This window comes from Paraburkholderia sp. BR10937 (genome assembly GCF_040965695.1).
Lineage (GTDB): Bacteria > Pseudomonadota > Gammaproteobacteria > Burkholderiales > Burkholderiaceae > Paraburkholderia.
This window is the reverse complement of record NZ_JBFRCL010000008.1, coordinates 100,326-113,082: the sequence shown is the minus strand read 5'-3', so window position 1 is coordinate 113,082 and position 12,757 is coordinate 100,326. Positions and strand designations below refer to the sequence as shown.

The 12,757-nt window shown below is 63.0% G+C and carries 11 protein-coding genes; 4 read left to right on the top strand and 7 right to left on the bottom strand.

The window, feature by feature from the left end:
* Positions 1-16 precede the first annotated feature (16 nt).
* From AB4Y44_RS09225 to AB4Y44_RS09215, 3 genes are all read left to right on the top strand, one after another.
* On the top strand, positions 17-1,411 hold the full coding sequence (locus AB4Y44_RS09225; RefSeq protein ID WP_368699285.1) for a PLP-dependent aminotransferase family protein: 1,395 nt from the start codon (positions 17-19) through the stop codon (positions 1,409-1,411).
* Positions 1,412-1,606: 195 nt separating this feature from the next.
* Complete coding sequence (locus tag AB4Y44_RS09220; RefSeq protein ID WP_368699284.1) at positions 1,607-2,503, top strand: fructose bisphosphate aldolase; 897 nt, start codon at positions 1,607-1,609, stop codon at positions 2,501-2,503.
* Between the two features lie 148 nt (positions 2,504-2,651).
* Positions 2,652-3,389: a transglycosylase SLT domain-containing protein gene (locus AB4Y44_RS09215; RefSeq protein ID WP_342920779.1), complete on the top strand. Its 738-nt coding sequence runs from the start codon at positions 2,652-2,654 to the stop codon at positions 3,387-3,389.
* A 216-nt stretch (positions 3,390-3,605) separates the two neighbouring features.
* Here the strand turns inward: AB4Y44_RS09215 and AB4Y44_RS09210 are convergent, their stop codons facing one another.
* A complete protein-coding gene (locus AB4Y44_RS09210; RefSeq protein WP_368699283.1) occupies positions 3,606-4,562 on the bottom strand; it encodes a ProQ/FINO family protein in 957 nt (318 codons plus the stop codon).
* A 211-nt stretch (positions 4,563-4,773) separates the two neighbouring features.
* On the opposite strand from AB4Y44_RS09210, the gene AB4Y44_RS09205 reads away from it, so the two are divergent.
* Positions 4,774-5,550 (top strand): SDR family oxidoreductase, encoded by a 777-nt coding sequence (locus tag AB4Y44_RS09205; protein ID WP_368699282.1) that lies wholly within the window; start codon positions 4,774-4,776, stop codon positions 5,548-5,550.
* Positions 5,551-5,583: 33 nt separating this feature from the next.
* On the opposite strand, the gene AB4Y44_RS09200 is transcribed toward AB4Y44_RS09205, so the two are convergent.
* The 6 genes from AB4Y44_RS09200 to AB4Y44_RS09175 form a co-directional block, all read right to left on the bottom strand.
* Positions 5,584-6,672 carry an OpgC domain-containing protein gene (locus AB4Y44_RS09200; RefSeq protein WP_342920782.1) on the bottom strand — a complete coding sequence of 363 codons (1,089 nt, stop codon included), beginning with the start codon at positions 6,670-6,672 and terminating at the stop codon, positions 5,584-5,586.
* A gap of 1,711 nt (positions 6,673-8,383) precedes the next feature.
* Complete coding sequence (locus AB4Y44_RS09195) at positions 8,384-8,851, bottom strand: hypothetical protein (protein WP_368699281.1); 468 nt, start codon at positions 8,849-8,851, stop codon at positions 8,384-8,386.
* Positions 8,852-9,088: 237 nt separating this feature from the next.
* The gene (locus tag AB4Y44_RS09190; protein ID WP_342920785.1) at positions 9,089-9,322 is read right to left on the bottom strand and encodes a hypothetical protein; all 234 of its coding nucleotides are present in this window, start codon (positions 9,320-9,322) and stop codon (positions 9,089-9,091) included.
* Positions 9,323-9,454: 132 nt separating this feature from the next.
* Complete coding sequence (locus AB4Y44_RS09185) at positions 9,455-10,696, bottom strand: helix-turn-helix domain-containing protein (RefSeq protein WP_342920786.1); 1,242 nt, start codon at positions 10,694-10,696, stop codon at positions 9,455-9,457.
* Between the two features lie 53 nt (positions 10,697-10,749).
* Positions 10,750-12,303 carry a PAS domain-containing protein gene (locus AB4Y44_RS09180; RefSeq protein ID WP_368699280.1) on the bottom strand — a complete coding sequence of 518 codons (1,554 nt, stop codon included), beginning with the start codon at positions 12,301-12,303 and terminating at the stop codon, positions 10,750-10,752.
* Complete coding sequence (locus AB4Y44_RS09175; protein WP_342920788.1) at positions 12,300-12,752, bottom strand: response regulator; 453 nt, start codon at positions 12,750-12,752, stop codon at positions 12,300-12,302. The genes AB4Y44_RS09180 and AB4Y44_RS09175 overlap by 4 nt, the downstream gene beginning before the upstream one ends.
* Positions 12,753-12,757: the final 5 nt, after the last annotated feature.

Sequence of the window (12,757 nt, the reverse complement as noted above, 5' to 3'; positions counted from 1 at the left end):
ATACATCCGCGACAGAATGACACACGACCAACCTGCTGAAAGCGCCGGAGAGATCAATGCATGGGCCACGGCGATGCAGTCCGGCAACGGCCCGCGCTACCTGCGGCTCGCCGATTTCATCGAAGCCGCGGTGGCGCAAGGCACACTGCGCCCCGGCGAGCGCGTGCCCGCGCAGCGCAGTCTCGCCACCCTGCTTGCGGTCGATCTGACCACCGTCACGCGCGGCTTCAACGAAGCCCGGCGGCGCGGGCTGATCGAGGCGCGCGGGCCGCTGGGCACCTTCATCGCCGCGCCGCGCGCCGAGCTGCTCCAGCGCGTGGACCTCAGCATGAACATCCCGCCTGCGCCCGCCGACCTCGACATGAACGCGCTGCTGCGCGAAGGCATGGCGCGCGTGCTGGTGCGCAGCGACGCCGATCTGCTCATGACTTACCACATGGGCGGCGGCGGCCGCGCCGACTGGCAGGCGGGCGCGAAGTGGCTGCAGCCCATGCTCGGCCACGTCGCGCCCGATCGCGTGGTGGTCTGTCCCGGCGCGCAGGCGGCGCTTGCCGCGCTGATTCTCGCCTTCACGCAGCCAGGCGAGGTCATCCTCGCCGAGCCGCTGCTCTATCCGGGCCTGCCGCACGCGGCCGCGCAACTGGGCCGCCGCATCGCCCCTGTTGCCGTCGACGCCCACGGCATGCGCCCCGACGCGCTCGAAGCGGCTTGCCGCGAACACGCCGCGCGGCTCATCTACGTGAACCCCACGTTGCAGAACCCGACGACGGCGACCATGCCGGAGGCCCGCCGGCTGGAAATCCTGAAGGTCGCGCAGCGCTGCGGCGCGCTGATCGTCGAAGACGATCCTTACTGGCGTTTCGCGCCCGATGCGCCCGCGCCGCTTGCCCGGCTCGCGCCCGCTCAGGTCTGCTATCTCGCGACGCTTTCCAAGACGCTCTCGCCCGGCCTGCGCACGGCTTATCTCGCGCTGCCCGACGAAGAGGCGCGCACGCGCCTCGTGTCCGCGCTGCGCACATTCTCGCTGATGGCCGCGCCGCTCACCAACGGGCTCGCCACACACTGGATCGAGGAAGGCGTGGCCGAGCAGATCTTCGCGGATGTAAAGGCCGAAGCGCGCGAGCGTCAGCGCATCGCGGCGCACACGCTGGGATCGTCGGCGGGCGCGGGCATTCACCTCTGGTACGCGCTGCCGCGCTACTGGCAGGCGCGCGAACTGGCCGCGGCCGCAAGCACCGAAGGCCTCGCCGTGGCGCCCTCCACGGCGTTCCAGCAAGGCCCGGAAACGGCGAACGCGATCCGCATTTCGCTGGGCGCGACGGGCGGGCGCGAACAATTGCAGGCCGCGCTGCGCAAGCTCTCGACGCTGCTCGCGAACGACCGCAGCGCGCAGGCGCAAGTCATCGTGTGACAGCGCTTGCCACGATCCCCCTGGCACCGCAATTGCTAAGGTTTATCGTTTCCCTGCTTCAGCGCGGCTGCGCGGCCATGCCCACATAATGGCAAAGACGCGGCGCAGCGGCGCAAGTACACTCGTCGCAGCAGGCGGCGACCGGATTCGAGTAACCGCGCCCGCAAGGGCGCCCCAAATACGGGAGATACGACGATGGCAAACGAGCAAATGCTGGCGCAGATGCGCGACAAACCGGGCTTCATTGCCGCGCTGGACCAGAGCGGCGGTTCGACGCCTGGCGCGCTGCGGCAGTACGGCATCCCTGAAAGCGCATATAGCGGCGACGCCGAAATGTTCCGCCTGATCCACGAAATGCGGGTGCGCATCGTCAGTGCCCCCGCATTCACTGGCGAAAAGGTGATTGGCGCGATCCTCTTCGAGGCGACCATGGACGGCCAGGCGCAAGGCAAGCCCGTGCCCGATTTCCTCTGGAACGAACGCGGTGTCGTTCCGTTCCTCAAGGTCGACAAGGGGCTGGAGGCCGAGTCCGACGGTGTGCGCCTCATGAAGCCGATTCCGGGCCTCGACGCCCTGCTCGAACGAGCCGTGAAGGCCGGCATTTTCGGCACCAAGATGCGCTCGGTGATCGAGCATGCCTCGCCTTCCGGCATCGCTTCCATCGCCGCGCAGCAGTTCGCGTTCGGCGCGCAGATTTCCGCGCACGGACTCGTGCCGATTCTCGAGCCCGAAGTCTCGATCAAGGCCCCCGATAAGGCCAAGGCCGAGAAGCTGTTGCGCGACGAACTGCTCAAGGGGCTCGACGCGCTGCCCGCCTCGCAGAACGTGATGATCAAGCTCACGATTCCCGATACGCCGGACTTCTATCTGCCGCTCATCGAACATCCGCGCGTGGTGCGCGTGGTGGCGCTCTCCGGCGGCTATTCGCGCACTGACGCGTGCGAGCGTCTCGCCAAAAACCATCGCATGATTGCCAGCTTTTCGCGCGCGCTCATCAACGACCTCACGCAGTCGATGAGCGACGCCGAGTTCGACGCCGCGCTCGCCGCGAGCATCGACGAAATCTGGAAGGCCTCGGTGCAGAAGGACTGAACCCGGCGTGAACCCTGCCTCAAGCCGCGCCGGGCGCCACGCCCGGCCCCGGCACCGGTCTGGGACGTGAAAACGGGATGACATGCAGCCGGCCTCATTAATCGGGGCCGGTTATACTTGCGCCTTCTTTTTCTCCTATGCACCGGCCATGAGGCAGTTACTCTGCCTGCTCGTCCTGTTGCCGGGCCTCGTGCAAACCGCGGCCGCGCAGGCGCAGCAGCAGGCGCCCGCTAGCGACATCGTCAGCGCATCGGCTGCGAGCGAGGTTGCTCCCGCAAGTTCCAGCGCCATGTCCGGCGCGGTTTCGAAATACCTCACGCAAAAGTTCGGTATCGCGAAAGAGAAAGCCGCGCAAATCTCGCAAGCCGTCACGGGCGCCGCCGAGAAGTATTCGCTGCCACCTGCGGTACTGCTCGCCATCATCTCGATCGAGTCGCGCTTTCGCGAGAAGGCGCACGGCGCGAATGGCGCGACCGGACTCATGCAGGTCGTGCCGTCGGCGCATCGCAATCTCCTGCACAACAAGGATCTCACCGACCCCGAGGTCAACATCGACGTGGGCTCGTCGATCCTCTATGGTTATCAGCGCGCGGCCGGCGGCGACCTCAACGCGGCGATGAAGAACTATGGCGGCTCGAAGGCCTATGCGGAAAAGATCCGCACGCGCGCCGTGGAGTTCAGCCGGGTGCTCGACACCGCTAGCGCGGCTGCTGCGAGCGACGCGCCTGCGAGCGTCGGACTGGCGGCTTCGGCGGCTTCCGCCTTTGCGGCTGCGGCGGCAACGGCCGCGATCGGCGCCTCCGCGCCTGCCGGTGCCCCCTCCGCGACATCGGCGGCTTCCGCGCAGGCCGCCATGCAAAACGCCGCGTCGGCCAACGCGCGCTAACACCGTTTCCTGCTTCGCTCAGGCTGCCCTGCGTGGGATCGGCGGCCATGCGATGCGCATCGAAAGCATCCGGGATCACGATGCGAAGGCCGGCGCGCGCGCCGAAGGTTGCGCGCGCATCGATCGACAGCGCGCCCGCCAGACGTGCGAACGCCCCTCTCGCGGCAATGCCGTGAGAGGGGCGCTTCTCGAAAGGGAAACTTCCGGCGCGCGGGCTCAGGCGCCGCTTGCGGGCGTCTCGCCGTTTTCCGGCTGCTGGACCGCGGCTTCCGGCACGTTGGACGGGGCTTGCGGCTCGACGCCCGGGGCTTCGGGCTGGGGCGCGGGTTCGGTCTTCGCCTCGGCCTTGGCGTCGGGCTGTGCCTTGGCCTCGGGCTGGGTCTTGCCCTCTTCGCGCGCCTTGGCTTGCGCCTCGGCCTTGGCCTTCTGACGCGCAAGCGCCGCATTCGCGCGGCCGATGTGCGACGGATCGATGCCCGGGCCTTCCGAGGCCGTGCCGTCGAGTTCGTAGCGCGAGCCGCCTGCGGCCACACGCTCGTGATAGCGCGGATGATTCACATGGCGCTTGAGCACGGCGACGATCATCGCGCGCTCGTACTCGGGATGACGCGCGACGAGATCCTCGGCCACGCCGATCTTGAGCGGCAAACGGTCGCGGAACGCCGGGTAGTGCTTCGCGAACACGTTCCAGACCGTGTTGAGCTGGCGGTTGCGCTCGATGCGCGCCTTTTCGGCCTCGCTCAGATTCGCGGCCGGCTGCTGCTGGGGACGCGCCGGACGGCGGCGTTGCTGCTGCCCGGAACGCTCGCCCGCCTCAGGCCCGCGGGCCGGCTTCGGCTGCTGCGGCCGGCGCGGCTGCTGCGCACGCTGCCCCTGCTCGCCTTGATTCTGCTCCTGCGCTCGCGCGCCCTGAGGCCGGCCGTGGCGCGAGCGCGCACGCTCGTCCTTGCCGCCGGCTGCGCCAGCAGTTGTCGAACCCTCTTTCGGCGCACGTGGGCCCTTCGGGGCGTGCGAGCCGCCATGGCTCTTCGTGCCCTTGTGAGCGGCCTTGCCTTGCGATTTTTGCGCCTGTTCTTCGGCCGGCTGGCCTGAGCCGCCCCCCATGCTCTTCTTGATCTCAAGAAGACCTTCCTTGAAGCTCAGGGTACGGCGTTGTTGCGATGCGGCTTTCACGTCCAGATCTCTTCCATATGGAACCGGACGCTATGATACCGAAAACACGGCCGATCCAACCGGGCAATCAATTGTTGCGGCCGGTTTCGCGTCCGCCATCGTGTGCCGCGCCACACCGCGAATCCACGCGGCGCGCGGCAAAATCCCCCGAATTTCATGCATCCACACCTTGCGCACGCAAGGATCGCATCCTTTTTTTCATTACGACACCATGACGATTTCGACATCCGCCCCCCGTTCCACCCTGCGCGCCATCGTGACTGGCCATACGCGCGGGCTGGGTGCGGCGCTCGCGCAATCGCTGCTGCAGCGGGACATCGAGGTGCTCGGCCTCGGCCGTGGCGCGCATGCGGAACTGGCTTCCCGCCATCCGGAACGGTTCGCCCAGGCCGTCGTGGACCTCGCCGATCCCGCCGCACTCGAGCGCTGGCTGGCAGGCGACACGCTCGATGCGTTCGCGCTCGGCGCGCAGTGCGTGCTGCTCTTCAACAACGCGGGCACCGTCGAGCCGATTGCGCCGCTCGGCGCGCAGGACCCGCTCGCCATCGCTCGCGCCGTGACGCTCAACGTGGCAGCGCCGCTGATGCTCGCGAATGCGCTCGCCGCCACGCCTGCGCTCGACGCGAACGCGTCGCGCCGCATCGTGCATATTTCGAGCGGCGCCGCGCGCAACGCGTATGCGGGCTGGAGCGTGTATTGCGCGACCAAGGCCGCGCTCGACCACCACGCGCGCGCCGTCGCCCTCGACGCGCCCGCCGGCGTGCGCGTTTGCAGCATCGCGCCGGGCGTGATCGACACCGGCATGCAGGAGGCGATCCGTGCGACGCGCGTCGACCAGTTCCCGATGCGCGAGCGCTTCGAACAGCTCAAGCAGAACGGTTTGCTGTCCACGCCCGAAGCGGCCGCGCAACAATTGATCGACTATGCATTGAGCGAGGCATTCGGAACGGTGCCCGTCACGGACGTGCGCGAACTCGGCAAGGCGTGAGCGTGTCGTGCATTGAATCGTCGCCGTCGCGCCTCACGTAAGCGCGACGCGCGGCCGTACCGCTTTCAGGCGCCGCACGCCACCCGCAAGCACGAGCAATGCGCCGACCGCGAGCACATCGCCCGCGAGCCGTGCGGGCAAGGAAGCGGTGACGTGTGTTGCACGCAGCAGCGTGTCGATGACATTCGAAGCCACCGCGCCCCCCACGAAACAGACGAGGCCCTGCTGCCCCACGGTGACGACAGCCGGCAGCCGTTGCGCAAGCCATGCTATCCAGCCCTTGCGCACCGCCTGCGCGGCGAGCCAGGCCACGGCGGCAAAGTTCACGATGCGCACGCTCGCGAGATTCTGTTTCATGTAGCCAGGCTGAGGGTCCAGATCGGCGAACAACTGGATGAACGCGAACGTGACGACGAGCACCAGCGCGAACGCCGTCAAGGCGCGGCCCGTCCACGAGATCTGGAACGCGCGCGACACCGGATAGATGCGGCACAGCAGGCCCAGCATGAACATGGCCTGCCAGGCAAACGGGTTGAACGGCCAGATGGCTCCGGGCGCGGTCGGCAGATAACCCACGAGCCAGCACCCGCCGAACCACAGCACGAAACTGCCCACGAGCACGAGATCGGGCGAGCGGCGCGCAAGCGGCATCACGAATGGCAGGATCATCACGAGCATGATGTACATGGGCAGCACGCCGGCCAGATAGGGCTGGTCGCGAAACACCGCGATATTGGCGAGCATCGTGAACGGCTGCGCGGCGAAGCGCAGATAACCCGACTCTGCGACCAGCGGCGAATCCACCCGCAGCATCACCGCGGCGGCGCCCGACAGCAGCATGAGCGCAGCGGTGCACAGGTAGGCGGCGTAGATCTCGCGCCCGCGACGCCAGAAGCGCCGGTTGGCCGCGCCCTCGCCCTTGCGTCCGGCAATGGCGAGCCAACTCGCCGCGCATACATAGCCGCTCACGAACACGAAAACTTCCGCGGAGTCGCAGAATGCGAAGTTGTGCAGCATCGCATGCGAAAGCACGCTGGAAGGAATGTGATCGAGCGCGATGGAAATCAATGCGAAACCCCGGAAAAAGTCGATTTCGCTCGATCGCTTCGCTATCTGACTCATTGGTGACGACTCCCGTTCGTGTCGAAGATTACGATTGATGGGGTGCGCGACTTCGATTCGATGAAGCTGTCAGCTTCAGGAGTCTTTTTGTAAGGATGCCTGATCGATTCGTCGCCGCACTCGCAACGCATGAAAGGGTTCCGTAAAAGGCTGCGCCGGAGCGCCGGCTCACCATGCGACTTTAATGCCAGCTCGACGCGAAATCGGCCTGCGTAATCCATGGTAAGCATTTCGCCCGCGTCACGCTTGCACGCAGTCGCGCGCGCACGCCCGGACGGTGCGCGCCATGCACATCGAATCAGCGGCCGCCCGTTTCTGGTGCCACATCCTGTGGCTTCACGTCTGGACCGTCGCGGCATTTCTGCCATCGCGCCTGGAAAGGCGCGCGAAAGCCTGCAGTTTCCCTTTGCTCGCGTCATGGCGAGTTGACGCCGGCGCACCCCGAGGGTTCCGGGAATATTCAGAAGTTTCGCCGCTGGTGGCAAAAAAAAGAACGGTCAGAAGCACGCCCCACCGAAACAGAGTTTTGAAGTCAGCACGAAAGTGTCAAAATGGCCACGCATCGAACGATGCGCAGATAGAACAGAAAAGAAAAAGTGTCAGGAAAATAGCGCGAGTGGAAGAAATCTTGCGGAGCAGTTCACGAAGCCAGACAAATCCCGCAGATCCGCCCAGCGAGTCTTCACCGCCGCTCATGCCCGCTTCACAGGCACTGTCGCTATCACGACAACAAATCGTCGCCGCGTGGCTTGCACGTCCCCCCGCGATCGATGCGGGCGATAAGCCCGCCTCCTCAAGTCCTCGGCGGCCGAATCTGTCTGGCAATACAGTCATGCATGCGGGAACATAGGTCTTCGATGATTATTACCTAAGGCTTTCACGCTAGTCTCGCCATAAGTGCTTCTAACCCATGCGGCGTAGGCGTTGTACTGTCGTATCAGAGTTGAGCCCCGCGAGATATTGGACCTCGCCGTTTGATTTGCCTGCCAGAATCTGGCGGCGGATACCGTGCTCGTTTTTTTACCCTGCACCACGGCGCACGCGCTCATCTCCCACGAGTGCTTGGATGTTCCGCGATGAAGTCGTGTTTGACATCGCGATCAATTCTTAGGATGACATACGAAAGTTCGCTAATTATATTTATGTTTAAATTCCTGGGGGGCATGTCCGCGATTCGGTCGCGTCGGCCCCAGTCGCCCTGGAACTACGTCAGTTGAACCTCTCGAGACAACAGATGCTCGTGCGACGCGAGTCCGTGGTCGGGGCGCACGGCGTTACGCTCCCGCAATCGTGCGAATCTTCATGGTGCCGAGCAACCGGCTGACCAAACTCAAGACACTGCTCGCGACCGCCGACGCACCACGAGCAACGGCTGAATTCATCTACACGTTCAGTCTATTCAGGGGGTCGCGAGACCTTTTGGATGTTCCGTGCCGCGCGATCGCCGGACGCACTTTGCGCGTGGTCCACAATCGCAACCGGCCTGTGGTTACTTACCGCGTTCAGGCGAAACTGTCGCGGTATCCGCCATCCTTTACGTCGTTCTGTTTCCCCATGACACGTCCTCGTGCGGTCACGCCCTGCGATAAAAAACAGGAAGCCTGGCTTCCCCAGCTTCCCGTCGTGCGTTTCACGGGCTCTCCGGCGAATGACTAACGCTGACACGTTTAAGTCTCCACAGCGCGCCACCTCTTTCGCTTCCTCGGCATGTTCAATAGCGACGCATAGTGCTCATACCACAACCCAGCCTTCTATTGAAGCAGTGCCGCTTGCTCATAGCCGAGCGCGCGATGTGATTCCCACTGTACGTCGTCAAAGAACTGGTTTGCCGTCGTCTCGTTTGGGAAACTGGCTTGTTCGTCCTTGTATTGCCGCCCGTCGTGAGGTGCGCTTTCAGTGAGTTTCGGTTTGATGATGAGTAGATGCCCCACACGTCGGGCACACCTTCCACGGTGGATGGAAAGTGGGTGCGCAGCCATACGGCAAAACACCCGGCCTTGCTCCTGAATTCATCAAAAGACCGGGCGATCAACTCGGTCTTCAAACCGAACGCGCCTGGTTTCAAACGCGCATAACGTGGCTCGCGGCACTCTATGCCGAACTCCACCCTTACCATGCGAACCAGGTTTGCGACGTCGTCGAAGCTGTATTCCGGGTCGCAGCCGTAGTCGAGCAGCATGATGAATCTCTGCTGTCTGCGCAACAACTCATAAGCGTCGGTGTTCTCGAAGTGCCCACCTTCTGAAAGATATCAACGTCTCGCACGTGGCCCGTCAAAGCGCCCGATTAGTTCGCGTAACAAACAAAACTGTGTCCCGAAAAGCTTCCCGGTAAACACGCGATGCGAATTCTCTTTCGTCGGCAGGGGAATCCGGGCGCGGGCGTAGTGCCTAACAATACGAGAGCACCGACGTTCTCAATCGAGTGGGCGTTTTCGCCTGCTTGACTCTGCTCGCCGGACGAGATCAGTCAGGAGCCACTTCGCAACCAGTTCCGGCCTGTCCATCCCAAGCGAAGCGAATTTGACCTCGCCTTCATAATAGACAATGACCAATGCCGCGCTGATCATGCCGACGGTGGCGTCGTAACGCGCAATCTGGTCGTCGGGCGCGGTGCGGGAGGGCGAATGGGCAACGGGGAAATGGATCAACGTGAGTTACTCGAACCATGAGTCGAGTCAGCATTTTCTGACCTGAGGCTGCCACCGGCAATCCGAACTTAAACTTTCGTATCGTGATCTCCCAACCCACGACGTGATGACAGCGGCCTGCAAGCTGAGGACTCACATCGTCGCCCGGCGCAGCTTCAGGGCGATATCAAGCTTCTCGATCCAGCCGACGTCGTCGAGGCTCGCCCCAAGCAGCGCTTCAATGCGTTCCATCCTGTAGTTCAGCGTGTTGGGATGAATGCCAAGTGCGGCCGCCGACTGGCCGCGCCGCTGTCCCTGTTCGAAATAAGTCTGCAGCGTCGCGACCAGCTCAGGCTCGTTGGCTAGCTGTTCGAGCAGCGAAACGAGATAGCGCCGCGCATTCGCTGCATGACGCGCGCTTTCTTCGATGAGGATGCTCGAATACATTGCGACCTGCGGCCGGCCCTGACTTTTTGGCGTGAAGTCCAATGCCCTGATCGCTTCGTCAACCGTGGCCGCCCAGCCCGACGCGCCTTCGTTCATCAGGCCAACGCCGATGCGACGAAGCTCCGGCACCGCACCCGCCAAGGTACTGGCCCGTTCCGCCGTCAGGCGATCGATCCGATTGATCGAATCGCCTCGCAGGCACGGAGCCCACAGAATCAGCCGGCCACGATGCCACGCCCGCACCAGATCGCCTGGCGCGGCAGCAAGATGACGCGCTGACGCAAGTGCGATGCGATCGAGTTCTCGTTCACGTTCGTACGACGTGTGTTCGGGTAGATCGACGTCGATGGCAAGCCCCACACGTGGAGCGGTGGAATCGAGTCCCAGCGCTTCCACTGTTTCCCGAAAGCCGTCGTGATCTTCTGGCGTATAAAAGACAATGTTGTAAAGCTGATGACGCAACGCCTCACGCCAGCGTGCTTGCTGATACTGCTCTTCGAGATAGCTTTGCGCGATGCTCTGCGCCATGACGTCAAAAAAGTCGAAGAGATACGGCGAGATGACGAACAGCAGTTCTTCAATGAGGCTTCTATCGTCTTCACCCAGCGCAATGTAAGTGCGCCAGATCTCACGCGATCCAATCCGGAAGGCCCGCAGCACGGATTGCAGCGGCACGCGCTGGTGAACGCGCCGGCGGCCGAATTCCTGAAAGCGATCCATGTCCTCCGCCGACGGCGGCTTATGCGTCAGAAGCGACTGGAACCATAAACCAGCCGTCAATTCGATCGACGCTGCAATATCCTGCCTGACTGACGGCATTAGGTCTTTATAGCCCTCGACGTCCATCAGAGTCTCGTATACGCATTCGTTCACGGCCGTCGGGTTGGCTGAAAGAAGCGCCGTGCGTTCGCGCAAGCTCTCGCTGATCGTTGGGATGCTGACTATCATGGTTGGATTGTTCCCTGGGATGAACCGGCAACCGGCAAAAACGAGGATTCCGGCTATTGTGCAACATTCGCTTCGATTGGCAGTGTGAAACGGAACACCGAGCCGTGAGGCTCACGAGGCGTGACCCATAGTCGTCCGCCATGGGCTTCGACAATCGATCGGCTAATGGAGAGTCCCATGCCCATTCCGTTCGGTTTGGTGGTGTAGAACGAGCGGAATAATTGCTCTGTACTCCCCGGTGGAAGCCCCGGACCGGTGTCCCACACCTCGACTATCACATCGTTCGAGTCACTCCGCTCAGAGACGATCGTCAGTTCGCGCTGTCTGTCACGCACTGCGCTCATCGCCTCCGAAGCATTCATGACAAGATTGACGATCACCTGCTGCATCTTGACCCGGTCCCCGAGCACAGGCGGCAGGTTTGCGGAAAGGCATGTCTGCAACCGCACGCTGTTTCTCTGCAACTCGGCGTTGATCAGGGCCAGCACTTCGACAATGGCCTCGTTGATATCTACCGGGTCCTCGCGCGGCGGCGCCTGCTTGACGAGCGATCGCACGTGGCCGACGACCTCCACCACCCTGTTGCCTTGCTTGAGAATGTGATTCAGCGATTGCCGTGCCTCCTCCAGCTCCGGAGGCTGGGCATCCAGCCAGCGCAATCCCGCCGTAGCATGCATGACGACCGCGGACACAGGCTGCTTGACCTCGTGCGCAATCGAGGCCGCCATTTCGCCGAGCATCAAGACGCGGTTCAGGCGCGCCATATCGGCCTGGGTCTGCTGCAACGCGTCCGCCGCCCGTTCACGTGAATCGCGCTGTGCCTCTTCGGCGAGTTTTCGCTCGGTCACGTCGATGATCCAGCCCACCATCCGATAGGGCTGGCCGGAATTGTTCCAGAGCGCCTGTCCGCGAGACTGAACCCATCGGTATTCCCCCGACATGGTGCGGATACGATATTCGACGTCGTAGGCGTTCTTGTGCTCCAGATGCGCAGTGAGACAGGCTGTCACCCGATCGATGTCTTCTGGATGAATGGCCTCCTGATGCACGCTCGCTTCATTGGGCAGTTCATTTTCCGCATAGCCCATGATTGCCTTGAAATGAGGCGAAAAGTACATTGCGCCCGTCTGCGGATTCCAGTCCCACAAGCCTGCCGTCGCGCCCCTCACCGCGAGCTGAAAGCGTTCCTCGCTCGCCCTTAGCTCGACCGCGACGCGGTGGCGTTCGATTGCGTAACGGATCGCGCGGCTCAGTTCCGAAGCGCGGATATCCTTCTTGAGGAGATAGTCCTGTGCACCGTGCTGGATGGACAGCAGACCGACCGAATTATCATCCAGCCCGGTGAGAACCAGCACCGGCATGTCGGGCACCATCTGCTGGAATTTCCTGAAGGTGTCGAGCCCCCCTTTTGCGTCCGGCAGCCCCAGGTCGAGGATCACCACGTCGAAATGCGCGGTTCGCACGCGCGCGACGCCCTCCGCCATGGATTCGGTGCGCACCACGTGGTACTTGAACTCCACCACGTCCTCGAGCACCCTGTCGATCAACAGTGCGTCAGTCGCGCTGTCCTCGATCAGGAGGATATGTATTTCATGATCGATGTTCACGATTTAAAGGGGGGTAGCGTCACGACGCCAAGCCAGAAGTCGTTGATGCTGCGCACGACTTGAACGAACTTCTCGAAGTCCACGGGCTTGGTGATGTAGCAGTTCGCGTGCAGGCCATATGACTTCGCTACGTCCTCCTCGGCTTTGGAGGTGGTCAGCACGACGACCGGAATGTTCATCAATTCCGGATCGGTTTTCAGCTCTTGTAGCACTTCCTGGCCGCTCTTTCGCGGAAGGTTGAGATCCAGGATGATCAGGCCGGGACGGGGTGCGTTTGCATGTTTTCCTTCGCGTTTGAGGAACTCGATTGCCTCCACGCCGTCCTCCGCAATGTGTAGCGGATTGAGCACCTTGTAGTATTCCAGCGCCTCGCGCGTCATCATCACATCCGTGGGGCTATCCTCCACCATCAGGATATGAAACATCTGCTCGCTATTTTCGGAAAGCATCGTAG

Excerpts from the sequence above, each read along its gene's own strand:
- AB4Y44_RS09220 (WP_368699284.1), top strand. The coding sequence starts at position 1,607 with ATGGCAAACGAGCAAATGCTGGCGCAGATGCGCGACAAACCGGGCTTC.
- AB4Y44_RS09200 (WP_342920782.1), bottom strand. The coding sequence starts at position 6,672 with ATGAGTCAGATAGCGAAGCGATCGAGCGAAATCGACTTTTTCCGGGGT.
- AB4Y44_RS09215 (WP_342920779.1), top strand. The coding sequence starts at position 2,652 with ATGAGGCAGTTACTCTGCCTGCTCGTCCTGTTGCCGGGCCTCGTGCAA.
- AB4Y44_RS09205 (WP_368699282.1), top strand. The coding sequence starts at position 4,774 with ATGACGATTTCGACATCCGCCCCCCGTTCCACCCTGCGCGCCATCGTG.
- AB4Y44_RS09175 (WP_342920788.1), bottom strand. The coding sequence starts at position 12,752 with ATGCTTTCCGAAAATAGCGAGCAGATGTTTCATATCCTGATGGTGGAG.
- AB4Y44_RS09185 (WP_342920786.1), bottom strand. The coding sequence starts at position 10,696 with ATGATAGTCAGCATCCCAACGATCAGCGAGAGCTTGCGCGAACGCACG.
- AB4Y44_RS09225 (WP_368699285.1), top strand. The coding sequence starts at position 17 with ATGACACACGACCAACCTGCTGAAAGCGCCGGAGAGATCAATGCATGG.
- AB4Y44_RS09195 (WP_368699281.1), bottom strand. The coding sequence starts at position 8,851 with ATGCTGCTCGACTACGGCTGCGACCCGGAATACAGCTTCGACGACGTC.